The following is a 16,157-nucleotide window of genomic DNA, read 5'->3' as shown; positions in this document are numbered from 1 at the left end:
GGTCACTCCCGATCTGAACTTGAGACGCGCCGCCCGTCGGGCATGATGATCTCAAAGGTGATCGCCCGCAGATCCGAGCGCGCGAATACCGTGATGCCGGTGCGCACTCCGATGCTCTGGCGGCTGGCGGAATAGAGCGGCGATTTGGCGTTTGTCTTGGCCGGAACGCCGCCAACAGGTATTTCATCAAGCGGTGCCTCATAGACGAGGTTCTTGCCATCAGTCCTGAACTGCGATTTCGGCCTGTTGGACCCCAGATCAATGATAGGACCGGGGCGCGGCTCAAACCGCGGTATTTTTCTGCTACCGGCAAATTCCGGATCGCTGCCGGATTGGCGACCAAAGCGGCCAAATTCCTCTGTCTGGTCGCGCAGGGCGCGCAAACGGTCCGGCCCAAGAATACCGCCGCCGCCTGAGGTTGGTCTGATCGTGATCCGGACCTTGTATTCAAGCGGCCCAGAGATGGGCGCATCGGTTGTGACAGAATAAACCGTTCCACGGCCAGAGATGCTAAAGCTGTCCACATCGCTGAGGGTTGGCAAAGGAACGATCGAGCCTTGAGCAAAGCGGGCCAAGTGTTCAGTCACCCGGCCAATCGGGTCGGTGAGCCTGAGCGTGACACTGCCGCCGGGCATAGCAGCGGGGCGTCGAATAAAGACGCGATAGTTTCGGGCTGACCCGTCAGGCTCGCGCCAGAATGCTGTCTGCATTGTTGTCGGCACTTCACTCACCAGATTCAGCGGCGTTGCACCGGGCAGTTTCTCGCCCGGATTGCGCGGGTCATCAGCAGCCTCAGGTGCGACAGTATAGAAATGCGACAGGTCTTCTCCATCGAACCGGACATCGACCGATATCCTGTGCGATCCAAGTTCGGTGGGATCAACCGGTGCGTCTGAATTGAATGACACAAGTATATCGCCCAGATTCCCGCCACCCGGCCAGACAAGCACGGGCGGGCTCAACTGTGGTGGGCCATCGGGTGGGATGACAATCGAAACTGCAGGGGACGGTCTGCCACGGCCCTTGCGAATACCGCGTTGCGGATCATCCAAGCCCCATGCGATAGCGCGGTACCATTGTGGTTTCCAGGACCCGGATGGAGCATCATTGCCGGTGATATCAGTAATCCAGGTTTCTGATCCATTGGTGTCAGAACTGGCTGCCCACTCGGCAGTGCTCCCTGTCAGCGACACCAGAGGTGGCCCCATACTGTCCAACCGGCGCGCCGCATCCGCAACACGTGTTCGATAGATATCAACACGACCCGGCCTTGCGCCTGACGCGGGGCGGGTTTCAACTCTGATGCGCGCGGCAAACCCGCCGGGGCCTTCGACGGGCAAGGCTTCGATGGTTGGTGGGGCGGGCGTTGCAATGCGTGGGGCCACAAAGGGTATCATCGCCTCATCTGCGGTCGGCCCGCTTGGCCATGGGCCTTCGACGCCGCCCGTACTTATGGGAATAACGACAAATAGATGAATGGCTTGGGACCCGCGCGGCAAAGCCACGTCCAGATTGGTGCCCGTCAGCAGTTTCTTGTTGACCCGATTGAAGTCCCGCCGGTCCGGTTTGCTGGCAAATTCGGTTTTCAGGGTGGACAGTCGGTCGCTCAAAGACACACCGGGCAAAGCCTCAGCCAGATTCCGGCTGGCGAGCATTCTGGTTTCGGTGCTTTGATACAGGATGTAGCCCTCGGCCCCCGGCACAGATTGCCATTCGACAATCGCATGGCACTCGCCCTTTGCATCGGGAAGGCTGGCCAGCCGCACGATATCAATCACCTGCGTCGGCCGCGAGCGTGGGTCTGACGCATAGGTCAGTTTGCTGCGTGGGCCATAGCCCCCTGCCCGCCCCGGTGCGACAGCCTCGCGCAAACGCGCCTGAAGCGCCAGCCCCACATGCGGGGTCGCCGCATAATCCAGCGAAAAGGCGGGAATGGTCACGCGGTAACGCCGCGCATGTCCCTGACTTGCAAAACCCGGAGTCGCCACTTCGGCGCTGCCCTGCGCATCCAGATTGATAACGCTTGCCTGACCATTCAACCCCGGCACGCCGGGATCGGTTAGCGATGCAACATCCCCCGAAAAGGTGATAAAGACGTTTTGTACAGCCCCACCGATTGATTTTTGCAGGCCCGCTCCGGGCAGACCACCCGGCGGTTCTGCATGGCGCGTTGCCGCTGCAAACAGCCGACCGCGAAAGTCGATGCGCGCGACAGAACGGACGCGCCAGTCCACAACAAACTCGACAACCAGATCAGCCGGGCACACCGTGCCGCTGCCCGTATCTATCGGCCTGAGTTCCGCTGACACGATATTTACCGGATCAGGCGGTGGCTGCGTGGTTGAAAAGGCGCGGGTTGCCCATGGGCTCCAGATGCCAAAGATATTCTGGGTGGCGATGCCGTATTCGGCGCTGACAGCACCGGCGGCATTGGGGATCACAAAACCTGTGTCCGACGCAGATTGGCGCGGGTATTCTGGGTCTTTGCGGTTTTCGTTGTTCCCGATTGGCATGTGCCCCTTGCCGGAGGGACGCCGCTCCATCAAGGGCGCGGCAGGGTCGGTCGTGCCGCTTTCTGCACGGCTGAACGCAAAGCTTGAGACGGCGTTCAGATTATCAAGCGGCAAGCGCTCCCAACTGGCACGGCTTGTCGCAATCCATGATCCATCCGGGGCGGCGGGGCGCTGATGCGACAGAAAATGCACACGCAGATCAACAGCCGTCAGCGGGCGCATCACCCGGCGTGGACGGGGGATAATCGCGGCCAGCTCGCGTGCTTCCCCTTTTCCGTTCAAGTCGTTTGGCCAAAGACCTGTGATCATATAATCATAATCTGCCATGTCGGAAGAGCCGAGAAAACTCCGATCGGCCAGCACGATCGGGTCAAGATTGACATAAGGGAACCCGGTCCCGAAACCCATCAGCACCGACTGCATCGGGTCGGTTCCGACAGCCATTTGCAACAGCTTCACAGCCGAAACATGCGCCTCGCCCTTTTCGGCTGGCATGGCCTCTCCGCTCAGGTTTTCCGGCGGGCTGATCACATGTGTGTCGAGCACATCCACCTGCTTATTAGGCGGGGCCTGCAACGCCTTGTGCAACATTTGCAAAAGCGTTTTTCGGGCGTCGTCAATCATGCCATCCGGGTCAGGCATTTCCCAAACAGGTCCTTTGTCACCAGTCGGGAAGTTGGGATACCAACCGAAAGGGTTAATGCCGCGCGAAAACCGCTGTTTAGCAGCATCTATCGCGGAGACCTCACTGCCCACGAGACCCTGTTCCTTGCCATGCGCCTGACCGTTCAGGTCTGCGAAGTTGTCGGGATCCACCGGTAGCCCGACCGTTTCGACCAATTCCCAGCCAGTGATTTCGTTGGCATGTGATACAGGTTCACCAATGATTGTGACATCCTGTCCGTCGGCACCGCTGATCAGCAGTGCTGTGATGTGCGGGGCGTAAAACTGATAGCGCCGCTCGCCATTCGCAGCCACGCTCAAGCTTTCAAAACCCAACATGTTTTCAAAGCCAACGCCATTTGCAAGCGGAACAATATTGACCGTCAAGGCAGGACCGTTGCTTTTGATGGTGACGTTCACCGACATCATCGGTTGAAAGAACTGATGGACCGTTCCGAGCGGCGGCATGGCAGTCTTTCGGACAGGCGTCGCGACAGGTTTGGACAGAAGCGGGAACGCAATGCGACGCCAGACCTTGAACGGTTCAGAGGGCAGACCAACGGACGGATTGAGTTGCCAGCGCAAAAACACCGAAAAGACGTGGTTACCAAAATCCTTGAGGTCGATGCCTTGGGTCTCGCGCTTGGACGCTGCCCGCAACGCGTCACCCCCTGCAGCAGTGTCGCCGCCGGGGCCAAAAGGGAATGTCACAACGTCATTTTCATCGGCGAAAGGTCGCAGAACCGAGCTTGCGGTGATCATCGCGCCCTGACCGCGGAACCAATATGGGAAAAATGTTCGCTTCACGGCCATACCTACTCTTCTTCCCACGGGGCGCGGGCCAAGTCAGTTGCAATGATCTCGATCTCGACGTTGCCGGAAAAACCTTCGTTAAGGTAAGGTTCGTCAAAAGCCTTGCGGATCATGTCCATCCGCAGGCTCTTGCCGCGCGAGCCAGCCTTCAGCGTTACGAGTGCACGCTGTGCGCCCGGTGCAAACAGGATCTTGTCCACGATGTCATCGGATGCCGCGCTTTCCGCGATGGACAACCACGGCGCAGGCTCAAGGCGCCAGCGGGTGGCCGCGATTCCATCGGGGTCCTCTTCGGTGACTTCCTGCGGAATCGGTCGCGTGCGATGCATCGGCTCACTCGCATCCAGCAGCAATGCCGCTGGTTGCGGATCGGCTGCCGGGTTTGCCTGCTCCCAAAAGACGATGACGCGGGCCGCACCGGGCACATCCATCGGCTCAAGGCCGGCACCAATCAGTTCCTCGTCCAGCTCCGGGCCCATTGTGGTCAACAGATCCTGACCGGCAAGGATGCTCTCCAGCGTCCGTCCGGCAAAACGCGGATCATTTCCGATCGCCTGAAGCGCGCCGCTTTGCACGAAACGATGCTCCATCAAGGTGGCCTGAAAATCACCTGCGAAGTCTTCCAATTGACCGAACTGACCGGTGGAGAAATTCAACCGATAGACACGCGCGCCGACGGTTTCCGCAGGCGCACCAATGTCTACCGCCTCAATATCAATGACGTAGTCGGTGTAAGGATCAAGCGGGATCGGCAGGGTCAGCATTGAATGCCGCACCCGGTTTTCATCAATCGGAACGCAAGGTCCGCTTTCGCCAAGAACGTCTTCGACCACCGCCTCAAACGGGGAAAGCACATGGGCCTTCACGTATTCCAGCGTGCCTGCATCGATGGGCACGGGGTGCGGCAATCCTGGCTCATTCACCTGCCGGAAAGACGCAGCCTTGAGCCTGACGCGCAGCTCTTTGCCATAAGCTGCAAACAACTGATCCACTGAATTCGTCGCAAAGACAAAGCGGGGCGCATCCAACCCGAACACATGCGCCTCACCCTCAGCCGGCAACGTGCATAGTATCCATGGATCCAGCCGTTTGGGTGCGGCACTATCGGTCCGGAACCAGAATGTAGCCGATTGATCCGCGGCATCACTCTCAGCACCTTCATCATCGCGGGTCCGCACATCCGTTTTACAGCTCACGCGGTAAAGCGCATCCGGGAATAGCAGTGCCACATCCGCGCTGGGACCGCTCACAAGGTCTTCGAGCACCTGCCGGTCTTTTTCAATTTCAATGTTGTCGTAAGCTTCACGGCGCGCTTCACTCAGGCGGGTCAGCTCAATTGCGCCCACATAATAGGGGCGTCCCTGTTGCTCAAAACGCTGCGCCTGCTTTTCATCAAGATAGAGTACGCCGATCCGGAAGCGTTCCGTGCCATCAGGTGGCGCAAGCTCAACGCAAACAGGCTGGCGTGGCGCAAGCCGCATCTGACCATAGAGCACCGTGTGATACACGTCCTCGAACCAAGGGCCATTTGTGTCCATCCAGTTCGGCGGCAAGCTGGTGACGGTCAGCAGGTCTGAAACCCGCACCGGGCGCATGCCAAGCACATTGCCATCCCCATCAAGGAAGTGGATCACCAGACCGCGCCCCGTGCCCTGCTGGTCATCGTTTAACAGGCCGCGGTTGACCCACATCAGCAAATGACCGGACAGGATTTCGCCGCTGTCCACTTCAATCACATCAGAAAGAGGTCCGTGTTTCAGTCCAAGAGATGCAAGCTGGTCCGCGACCTCATCTGCACGGCTGCGATCTCCAAAGACTACCGGCTCGCCCGTGTCCCACAGCGGGGAGGCCAGCACACGGCCCGGGCATTTTGGTTCATCGACCTTTGAGCCGCCCGGCACAGTCGTGCCATGCGGGCCAGCAGCCGTGGCACCCGCCAGCACGCTAAGCAGTGCGCTGCGCTCGATTTCCACGCCGCGTGTCACCCGGCGGATCGCTTCGCCAAGCTCCAGATGTTCTGCTGATAACTGATCGACCGGGCCGATTGTCCCGAATGATCCGGCAATCGCACGGTTTACCTTTTCGCGCTCCACCGTACGGTTCAGTTTGGTGTTCAACGTGGCCGTGGTCGTTATCTTGTCACCAAGGCTCTTGTTCAACGTGCCTGACCCCAAGGACATATTCCGCGTCAGTGTCCGCATCTTCAGCGCGGACGTGCCGGTTTCATCTATCTTGTTGAGCGTGCCCGTCAGATCGCGCCCTGAGGTGGCAATCACACCTGTCAGATCTCCGCCCCTGATGCCTGTCGTCAGGCGACCAGTTTCAAAGCCGCCGCGATTTGGAGTTCCGTCGCGGCCCTCGGGCGCGCAATCAACCAAGCCTCCTTCGACGACCGCGGGGACGATGCCGCGCATCTGATCGAGCGCGAAATCACCCGAACGCCAAGTTTCATGCACATGCAGCTCGACGTCCGGATCACGGGAGCGTTTGGCGTCATCAGGGTCGGGCCATGCAGTCCCCTTCAGATCCCAGCCATCGGCTGACGGGCCAAGACGTTCGTCCGAAAAGGTCCACAGAACCGGGGCCGCAGGGGCTGCGGGTTCACACACGTTGCCCCACCGCTCCCGGATGGTCTCTTCCAGAATTTCCGTCCGTTCCAGCGCTTTGGGCGCAGGGTTTGGCACCCAATTCAGCAAGGACAGATGCGTGGTCAGGTTTTCACCGTCCGGCGGCTCAAGCGTCCACCATGTTGACGGCGTATTTCCGGCCATGACCGCATCGGTTTCCCCTACCCGCTCCAGCGTGACCTCGGTCATTGTATAGCGATAGGCGAAATCGCCCCGCGCGATAAAGCCACCTGCGGGGGCGCCGGTGCTGCCGCCCGGCGTCTCACCCAGCGGCGTGATACCCCCGTCCAATGCGGGCATCGCAAGGCTGATCACCGGGATCGCATCAATCGGTACGACGGGGATATCTGCATCCGCGGGCGTGTTGTCGTCGCGCGGCATGTCGCCAATTTTGCTGTCTATGCCGCGATCCACCCCGGTGCCTTCGGCCAGCGCGGGCGTGCGGCTGACCAGAACGGCCCCGGCATAAAGATCGGGTGGCGGGGGCAGTATCTTGGAATCCTCGCCGAGGTGGAAATCAACGCAGCCCTTGATGGAAAAGAAAAAGAGGTCCAGCTCACCGCAAACCTCACCGTCGATGCGGCTGACCTGCGTGCCATCTGCGCGCTCACCAACCTGCGCGGAAAGTGCCGCAGAGGCCGACAGGCTGATGATGAACAGCTTCAGCTCGCCCCGGATATAGAGCAGCCCGCCCACGTAAAACGGCTGGAACCCAATGATCGCGTTAAAGCCCGCCGTCACCTTGAGGTAGAGGTTGATCGAGGTGTTACCCCAGATGATCGACACCTCAAGCCCGGCGGCGATCCCAAAGCCATTGACCTGGCTCAGCGCGGGCAGATTGTTGCCCGGCGGCTGATAGCTTGGGATACCATGCCCTGAGAACATGACGTAACCAGAGCCGTCAAAAGCCCCCAGAATGGACGCACGGATCGGACCCGGCAGCGGGTTGTCCTGCAGGTCTTTGCCCGCGAAACTGCCAAGATACACGTGCCAGAATTTGCCATCCTTGAGGTTGAAAAACGCCTCAATCGGAATTTTGATCTCGACCAGCGGGTCGATGGTGAAGTCAATGGAAATGCCGATGGTCAGCGTCCCGCGCCCAAAGTCCAGATCAATGACACAGAGGAACGTCCCTTCGGCGTTCTTGTCTTTCAGCTCAGGCAGCACCGCCAGCAGGTTGGCCTTGACCACCAGCAGGACACGCGGCCCGGGCAACTCCAGCAGGAACATGCCTTTGACGTTAAAGATAATCGGACTGCCCATCGTGCCCAGCGTGATCCCAACGCCAAAGGCCCAACTGTCAAGGTTGGTTTTCCAGGCTTGTAAATTCGTAGGATCCCCGTTGGCGCGGTTCTTCAGCCATTCAAGCGCCGGGGTGAGCGAGGTGATACCGTCCTCATCACGTGCATAATGCATCGCGAAAAGACCGACAAAACCGTAAATGCCAAAGCCCGATTGCGCCAGCGGAATGGCGACGGGCAGTTCAACCTCAAGGGCCACCGCCACGCCGGTTGCAGGACCACCCGCGCTTTCCGGGATCTGCTTGATCGCGATTTGCGCTGCAATCCGCATCTTGACGGGGATCAGGCGGACATCAATCCCGCCCTTGATCTCGGTACCATCGTCCCCGTTGTTGAACTCCATATAGCCGGAGCCTTCAAGCACGCCCGGAACCTTCAACCCCGCACCAAAGGCAGTCAGTTCGGGCGGTCCCAGCGGATCAACCGGCATGCGCACCCGTGCCCGGTCAACCGAGATCACACCGAGATCAATGGCAAAGCCCAGATCAATCTCAAAACTCAAGGGGTTCGTGCGGGCAATGCGCGCACCCAGAACCTGCAATATCTGGCCCAACGGTTCAGCCACGCGAATGGCACCGGGGCCCGATACATCAATGGAATAGCCTTTGGAGCTGTCAAAAACAGGTCTTAAATCAAACCGGCCACCCCCACCCGGCGGCACACCAAAGCTCAGCCCGATCGCCTTATAGCGCACGGCAAGCGGCGTATCGCGCGGAATTTCCAGCAGCGGGTCGCCATCGCCAAACCCGATATTGACGGATACGGCTGTTTCTACGTCGAACAGGAAACTCATCAGCCAGCGATCCCCCTGCCGCCGGAACGCGCCCTCGCCGCCGAACAGGATCACTCTTTCAATGTTGAAAAACCCGGCTTGCGCCAGACCTGTTGCAACACCAACCACGGCCGCTGACGCCACGAGGGGGGCGATGCTGCCATCCGAGCCTTGCGCTGGCGTGCTTTCCGCCAGCAAGGGCGTGAAAATCGTGGTCATCCCCAACAGATCGCGTCCGAAATTCTTGGGCTTCAGGGCTTGCCCGGGCAGTTGCCCTGTCATCAGCAATCCATCTTTGTCCGCCGGGTCTGCGCCGATATAAAGTTTGACCTCATCCGTCTGGCTGGCCGGGTCGGTCTGGTAGAGAAACAGAAAATCCGTAATCCCATCGGCAGGGTTGTTGCCGATACCGCGAATGTCATCGGGGAGTTCGGTCGCCCCCCCGTTTTGCAGTGTGCTTTCCAGACCCGTCTGGAAATCGATCTTGCCCGAAAGCTCAAGTGCAACAAACTGGTTGCGGATAATGCGCACTTTCAGACGCGCCGAATGGAACCAATCCGGGGTGGCCGGATCATTGGGTGGCGTGTCGGGCACGACCGGGGGCGGCAGTGGCTCGGGCGCTGCAGGCCTGCGCACCGTACCGGTGATGACTTCACCCGGCAGGTTGACCGAAAAGCCTGTGATCGTCGCCTTCCAATATTGTGATCTGTTGGTGGGGCCTTGGGTTTTCCATGTGGTGTCGCGCCAACTGGCCGTGTGGGTCGCGCCCAAGGGCGCATTGGCTCCGGTGAACGTGGGCGGAAAACGGTCCTCGATCAGTGCACGCAATCCTTCGGCGCGCCGTTGGCTGAGCTTCCAGTTATACTGCGCCTTTGAATCATCCCCATCCCAGCTGGCCGTGCCGGTTATGGTGACGTCCTTGGGGTTAATGCGGGATAGAATATCCGTATAGGCCACATCAAAAGCACGGGCACCCGGTTGCCAATCTGATGTTTTGCTGGCGGTCAGTGCTTCCTTGTCGCGAATGTGTCCCGGCACCCGCGCATAATCGGTGTAATCCACCTTTGGTGGCGTATCAAAACGGAAAAACCCGACGAGCGATGTCACCGCATCGTCTGGCGTGCGCGCCTCAATCGCGCGCGATTGCCCGCCCGTCACATCGATATCCACCGTCACACCAACTGTGGGAGGGCCTCCGTCGATGCGCCATTCCGTCGCCGGCGGCACGCTGAACCCCGCCAGACTGACCCTGACGCCGCCCGCCTCTCGGTTGTCACTCAGCAAGGCCAGCGGGGGCGCGACCAAGGACTGCGTGCCGCGCGTGATGGATGTGGTTTCCAGAATGGCTGCAAGCGGTGCGCCGGGCGGTGGGGCAATCGCGGGGGGCGCGCGCCGTCCGACCGAAACGGTCAGGGTTGCTTGTTTGGGCGGCGCGCTTGCATCTGCTGCCGTGATTGTAATGGTTCGTGTGCCGGTCGCGGGCGCGCTCACATCATGCACGATGCCCGCCTGCGCCCCACTGCCCTGATCCACGGTGACGCTGTAAGGCGCGCGCCCCCCGCGCACATCGACCGCAAGGCGCGTGGTTTCCGGCAGGGCCGCAGTTGCATTACCCGGGCTGGTGCGCGTGATACCAATCCCGCGCCCGTCACTTGCAAAGAAGTTCGCGCCGATCACAAGATCGCCGCCGCCCTGATTGATGACAGCAACGTCAAAATCGCCCGTGACCCCGTTGGAGCCACCCAATCCGATCAACAGGTTTTCAACACCTGCGTTGACGGCGAAATCCTCAGCCCCGTTGGGGGCAAAGAAAATCCGGATTTCCGGCAGGTAAAGACCGGTCCAGGCTTCATCAAATCCGAACTGCGACAGAACTTCGGGCGGTGTGTAGCCATCCGACAGGTCCAGATATGCAGAGCGAAAGCCAAAACCCACCACGCGGCCTGACCCGATAAAGGCGTGATGCGGCTCCATCGTGACAAGCTCGGCTGCCGAAAGCGCGCCCGGATCATCAAGGCCAGAGGCCCCCAGCGAGACAAGGCACACCTGCACCTGCGCGTTCGTATCCGTTCCTTGGGTCAGCCGCAGCTTGACCTTGGGCAAGTGAAAGACCACGTCCCGGCGCGATGTATGTGGCACCAGCAATCCATCCGCCCGCATCTCGGCAGGCTCCAGAAAGGGCGGGCGCATTTCAATGCCTGACAGGATCAGGTCCAGCGTAAATCCGGTGTTTGGATAGTCCGATGGCGGCGGGTCAATCGGTGGCGCATCAAGCGCATCCAGAACATCGCGCACCGCTTGAAACGCGGCATCCCCACCAGCCACCCCCGCGACACCGTCGGCGATAATGGCGCCCGCCACGCGCGGGACGGTCATGCTGAACTCGACCTTTGTGTCGGTTACGTCCAGCCAGGGTTCCGAGCGGTCGGGTTGATTTCTCGGATGCCCTTCCGAATTCGCCGCCGCCCCGCTGAGCGTGCCTGTGCTGGGATCAAAAGTGGGCAGGTCCACATCACCGGAAAATCGCCCGATGCCGCGAATGACCATGCCACCGGGGCCGGTCGCGGTCTCGTAGCTTTCAACGTAAATGACGGATAGAACTGCATGCCAAGGGGTCGATTCGCCGCGCAAAATGTAGGGGCGAAAAAGATCAACGAGTGACAGGTCAAAAGGCATAGGCCAAACACCTTCGCAATTCTTGCTCAGAGAAAAATAACGGTGAGAAATGGCAGCAATCTAAAGGTTAACACAACCATAAATAGTGCTTTGAGTCAAACTGGCATGGGCACGAGCTTGCCGCCGGGGGCCAGCGCTGGAAGTCGAATGCCTGAGGCACATCCTTTGAAGATGGGATACGGCAGTGCTGGAAAATATCGCGTAAACGATAGCGCGGTCCGCTATTTTTCACATACACGGCATAGGGTTGGCACTCATGTGACGCTCTTTCTTACACGTAGCGCACCCAGCCCCTTGAGCACCAAAAAGACGTGGCTCAAGCTGTCAAAACATACGATCATTTTGAGTGCAGCAGCGCGTTGGCAGACGCCCCCGACTCAGGCGAAACCACTGCCCTCTCAAACCCAGCTGCTGCGTTGCTGCAGATAACTGCGCGGCTTACAACAGCGCCTCAACCTCTGCCCGCGTTGGCATGGCGGGTGCGGTTCCGGGCCGTGTCACGGATATTCCTGCCGTCACGCATCCATAATGCACCGCCACCTCTGCCGATTTTCCTTCGGAGAGAGCGGCCGCAAATGCGCCGTTAAAGGCATCTCCCGCACCTGTCGTTTCCACGACCGGACCTGCATGCACCGCAGGAACGAAACCGTGCCCTGCGAGATAAGCGCCTTGTTCACCCATCGTGATAATTGGCCTGCCGACACCCATTTCTGACAAAGTATCACAGGCTTTCTGTGCGCTGCGCGCGTCTGTAACGGCAATGCCGGTAAGTGCCTCGCATTCGGTTTCATTGGGCGTGATGTAGTCGCAAAGCGCAAGCATGTCGGGCGGCAACTCGGCGGCGGGTGCGGGGTTCAACACCGTCACCACATTGGCAGTTCGCGCGATTTCAAGCGCCCTGACTGCTGCATCCATCGGTTGCTCAAGCTGCGTTACAAAGACATCCGCGCTTTGGATCAAATCCGCCTGCGCCTGCACATCCTGCCCGCTGATAAAGGCCGCAGCACCGGGCGCGATGATGATCGCATTGTCGCCGGTGCTTTCTTCGATAAAGATATGCGCGGCACCGGTATAGCTGTCCGCCATCTGGATTACATGCGGGGTGACACCTGCCGCGCGCCAAGTCTCCAACGCCAACCGGCCAAAATCATCTTGCCCGAGCCGCGAAATCAGATGTGTTTCAGCCCCCAGCCGCGCAGATGCCACGGCCTGATTGGACCCTTTGCCGCCCGGACCAAGGGCAAAGGACTTGCCCATGATCGTTTCGCCCATCTTTGGCATGCGGTCCGCGCGGTAGGCCGTATCGGCCACAAAGACGCCCAGAATAACGACCCGGCTCATCTATGACGCATCCGGTGGAACAACGCCTTTGCGAAAGGCGAAACAGCCGTAAAACCGCCGCTCGCCGGTCTGGATCACCGCATAGGCTTTCTTGGATCGGTCGTAAAAGGCAAAACGTTCGATGCTCAACATTGTCGGCCCGCCAGCTGCAGAGACCTCATGCTGAACCTCCTGCATGACGGGCAGGATGGTGTCTGGCTCATCCACAACCTCCATCCGGGCGGCGGCATCATCGACGAATGTATCAATCGGATAAACGGACAGCACAGCGCGCACCACTTCGGCGGCAGGCCTGTCGATGCGCAGGATTTTTCCCAGCACAGTATCCCTCGCGACACTGTCAGAGGGGAAATTTGTATCCGCAATGATCAGATCATCGCCATGCCCCATTGCGCGCAGTGCAAAAAGCACTTCCGCATTCAAGATGGGATCAATTCCTTTCAACATGGGTTACGTCCTTTCTATTATTGCGCCAAAACCTGCTCAAAAGGGCGCTCCAATGGCGGTATGGATCACCACTTCAACACAGCCCAACGATCCGGCATCATCGGGTCAAACCATCCTTTGGCCAGTTTCTGCGTCGAAACAATGCAGGCGGTCCGGGTCTGGCTTCAGATGAATGGTGCTGCCCGGCTCAAAGGCATGACGCTCGCGGAACACTGCCGTCACATCCTGACCTGCGTAGCGCAAGAACACCATGGTTTCCGACCCGGTCGGTTCGACCACTTTGACCTCCATGGGCAAACCGTCATCCGACAGGATCAGATGTTCGGGCCGCACCCCAAGGTTGACCTTGCCAGAGCCTGAGGGCCCCGCGAACAGATGATCCCCGATGCGAATTTGCCCGCCCTCAAGCTCGGCGGACAGCAGGTTCATCGACGGCGCACCAATGAAAGTTGCCACGAATTCATTGGTCGGGTTGTCGTATAGATCAAGCGGTGTGCCGACCTGTTCGATCAATCCGCCCTGCATCACGACGATGCGGTCAGCGAGGGTCATTGCCTCAATCTGATCATGGGTGACGAAAACAGTCGTTGTCTTGAGCCGCTGGTGCAGTTCCTTGATCTCGGTGCGCATCTGAATGCGCAATTTGGCGTCAAGGTTTGACAAAGGCTCATCGAAAAGAAAAACCTGCGGATCGCGCACGATGGCGCGCCCCATCGCCACCCTCTGACGTTGCCCACCGGACAGATGCCTTGGCTTGCGGTCCAGATAGTCGGTGAGGCTGAGGATTTCTGCCGCTTCTTTGACCCGGCGGTCGATCTCGGCGCGGTCGGTTTTAGCGACCTTGAGCGCAAAGCCCATGTTCTCGGCCACGGATTTATGCGGATAAAGCGCATAGGTCTGGAATACCATGGCGATGTCGCGCTGCGCGGGGGGCAGGTTATTCACCACACGGTCCCCGATGGAAATCGTCCCACCGTTGATCGGCTCAAGCCCGGCGATCATGCGCAAAAGCGTCGATTTCCCGCAACCTGACGGACCGACCAGCGCCACAAACTCACCATCCGCGATATCGACATTCAGGTCACGAATGACCTCGACAGACCCGTATGATTTACGGATATCTGTGATCCTGACGTCAGCCATGCCGTTTCCACTCCCCCTGAATTAAGGCGATGCTAAACAATGAAAAATTCGCTGTCCACGGGGTCAGACACCTTTTGTTGACTAAACGTATTTCTCGACCATACTCGCGTCTTGATGGGGGAGCTTACGGTGCCGGTCAATCAAATCAGTTTGATGGCCGAGATATCTGCCGCCTTCCCGTTTTAGCAGATCTGATTTACTTCCAGGGAGGACACCTATGAAGGTCGAACTTTACAATTACATCCGCGCGGCGCAAAAAATGAACCGCCGCCAGATGCTCAAAGGCACCGCCGCAGTCGGCGCCATGGCCATGATGCCAAAAGGGGCCGCAATGGCGGACGGGCACGGGAATGTGCGTGCCGACATCCTGAAAATCCCCGGCGTGGGCATGGGAACGCCGACGGACAGCGACTATCAGAAAGTCGGTGCGATGTGCCTCGAAGGCACCAAGGCGAATGTGGCCGAAGGCGAGTTCGAAGGGGTTGAGCTGACCTTCATGGGGCTGAACAACCAGAACCAGCACAACTTTATCTTCCGTGGTTTCCTGCGGGCATGGGAGGATTACACAGGGGCCAAGATCAACTGGATCGACCTTGCACAGGCCGATTACAACGCCCGACTGCAACAGTCGATTGCCACAGGGACGGTGGATTTCGACATCATCGAAATGGGTGCTCCGTTTGAGGGGGACGTGCTGGGCAAGGGCCTCGCATCGGAGATGCCCGATTGGGTCAAAGAGCAGATCGACATGGACGATTATGTGGATTACCTCAAAGCGCCCGTGGGTACATGGGATGGCAAGACATATCGCGTCTCGATTGATGGCGACACGCATACATTCGCCTATCGCAAGGACTATTTCGGAGCGGATTCCATCACCGGGCAAGAGGTGCCAACGACCTGGCCAGAGGTCAATCAAATCACCAAAGACCTTGTAGGCAAGGAAGATCCGCTGACCGGTCTGCCCGCGCATGGGTATCTGGACCCGCTCAAGGGTTGGGGCGGTTTCGGGTTCTACTTCCTCGAAAACAGGGCGGCTCCCTATGCCAAACACCCCGATGATCCGGCATGGCTGTTTGATCCCGATACGATGAAACCACGCGTTAATAATCCAGCCTTCGTTCAGGCGATTCAGGACGTGATGGATCTGATCGAAGCGGGTGCATATCCCACCGATCAGATCAACGCAGACCCCGGCACAACTGCCTTCCAGCAGTTCCTTGCAGGCACCGGCGGCATGATCAGCTGGTGGGGCGATGTTGGTGCCTCGGCGCGCACGTCCGATACATCTGTCGTGGGCGACGTCGTCGGCTTCAGCATCAACCCGGGCAGCGAAAAGGTCTGGAACACCGCCGCCGGGCAATGGGACGAAATGCCGAACGTGGCTCCCAACAACGCCTATATCGGCTGGGGTGTCTATGTGATGGCCACCGTTGAGGGCGACGAGAAGAAGAAAAAGGCGGCATGGTCCGTGGCCGCACATCTGGGCGGCAAGGATATCTCGCTCTGGGCGTCTGCCTATCCGACCGGGTTCCAGCCCTATCGGAATTCGCACTTCCAGTATGAAGAATGGGAAGAGGCAGGCTATGACCGCGCCTTTGTCGAGGATTACCTGGGCTCGAATGCGGATAGCTACAACCACCCCAATGCGGCAGTTGAACCGCGCATTCCGGGCATCTTCCAATACTACTCTGTTGCCGAAGATGAACTGGCCAAGGGCTATGCCGGTCAATACGGCTCCGCTCAGGAGACGGCAGATGCGATTGCCGCCGCCTGGGAAAAGATCACCGACCAGATCGGCCGCGCCAGCCAGATCGCGCTTTACAAGGCGTCACTGGGTCTTTGATCCTTCGCAACGCTA

At 59.1% G+C, this 16,157-nt stretch carries 6 protein-coding genes; 1 reads left to right on the top strand and 5 read right to left on the bottom strand.

The features are described from left to right. Nucleotides 1-2: 2 nt before the first annotated feature. The 5 genes from RLO149_RS03440 to RLO149_RS03420 form a co-directional block, all read right to left on the bottom strand. Nucleotides 3-3,989: a hypothetical protein gene (locus RLO149_RS03440; RefSeq protein WP_013960666.1), complete on the bottom strand. Its 3,987-nt coding sequence runs from the start codon at nt 3,987-3,989 to the stop codon at nt 3-5. Between the two features lie 2 nt (nt 3,990-3,991). Further along, complete coding sequence (locus RLO149_RS03435; RefSeq protein ID WP_013960665.1) at nt 3,992-11,365, bottom strand: OmpA family protein; 7,374 nt, start codon at nt 11,363-11,365, stop codon at nt 3,992-3,994. A 438-nt stretch (nt 11,366-11,803) separates the two neighbouring features. Further along, complete coding sequence (gene rbsK, locus RLO149_RS03430; RefSeq protein ID WP_013960664.1) at nt 11,804-12,706, bottom strand: ribokinase; 903 nt, start codon at nt 12,704-12,706, stop codon at nt 11,804-11,806. Next, entirely contained in the window at nt 12,707-13,153 is a 447-nt protein-coding gene (locus tag RLO149_RS03425; protein ID WP_013960663.1) for an RbsD/FucU family protein, read from the bottom strand. 105 nt (nt 13,154-13,258) lie between these two features. Continuing rightward, on the bottom strand, nt 13,259-14,296 hold the full coding sequence (locus RLO149_RS03420) for an ABC transporter ATP-binding protein (protein WP_013960662.1): 1,038 nt from the start codon (nt 14,294-14,296) through the stop codon (nt 13,259-13,261). Nucleotides 14,297-14,513: 217 nt separating this feature from the next. On the opposite strand from RLO149_RS03420, the gene RLO149_RS03415 reads away from it, so the two are divergent. Beyond that, the gene (locus RLO149_RS03415) at nt 14,514-16,142 is read left to right on the top strand and encodes an extracellular solute-binding protein (RefSeq protein WP_013960661.1); all 1,629 of its coding nucleotides are present in this window, start codon (nt 14,514-14,516) and stop codon (nt 16,140-16,142) included. Nucleotides 16,143-16,157 lie beyond the last annotated feature (15 nt).

This window comes from Roseobacter litoralis Och 149 (genome assembly GCF_000154785.2).
Classification (GTDB): Bacteria; Pseudomonadota; Alphaproteobacteria; order Rhodobacterales; family Rhodobacteraceae; genus Roseobacter; species Roseobacter litoralis.
This window is presented reverse-complemented; position numbering and strand designations above follow the sequence as displayed.

What these genes read in the sequence shown, in the direction of transcription:
- RLO149_RS03425 (WP_013960663.1), bottom strand. Translation starts at nt 13,153, where the DNA reads ATGTTGAAAGGAATTGATCCCATCTTGAATGCGGAAGTGCTTTTTGCA.
- RLO149_RS03420 (WP_013960662.1), bottom strand. Translation starts at nt 14,296, where the DNA reads ATGGCTGACGTCAGGATCACAGATATCCGTAAATCATACGGGTCTGTC.
- RLO149_RS03415 (WP_013960661.1), top strand. Translation starts at nt 14,514, where the DNA reads ATGAAGGTCGAACTTTACAATTACATCCGCGCGGCGCAAAAAATGAAC.
- RLO149_RS03440 (WP_013960666.1), bottom strand. Translation starts at nt 3,989, where the DNA reads ATGGCCGTGAAGCGAACATTTTTCCCATATTGGTTCCGCGGTCAGGGC.
- RLO149_RS03435 (WP_013960665.1), bottom strand. Translation starts at nt 11,365, where the DNA reads ATGCCTTTTGACCTGTCACTCGTTGATCTTTTTCGCCCCTACATTTTG.
- rbsK (WP_013960664.1), bottom strand. Translation starts at nt 12,706, where the DNA reads ATGAGCCGGGTCGTTATTCTGGGCGTCTTTGTGGCCGATACGGCCTAC.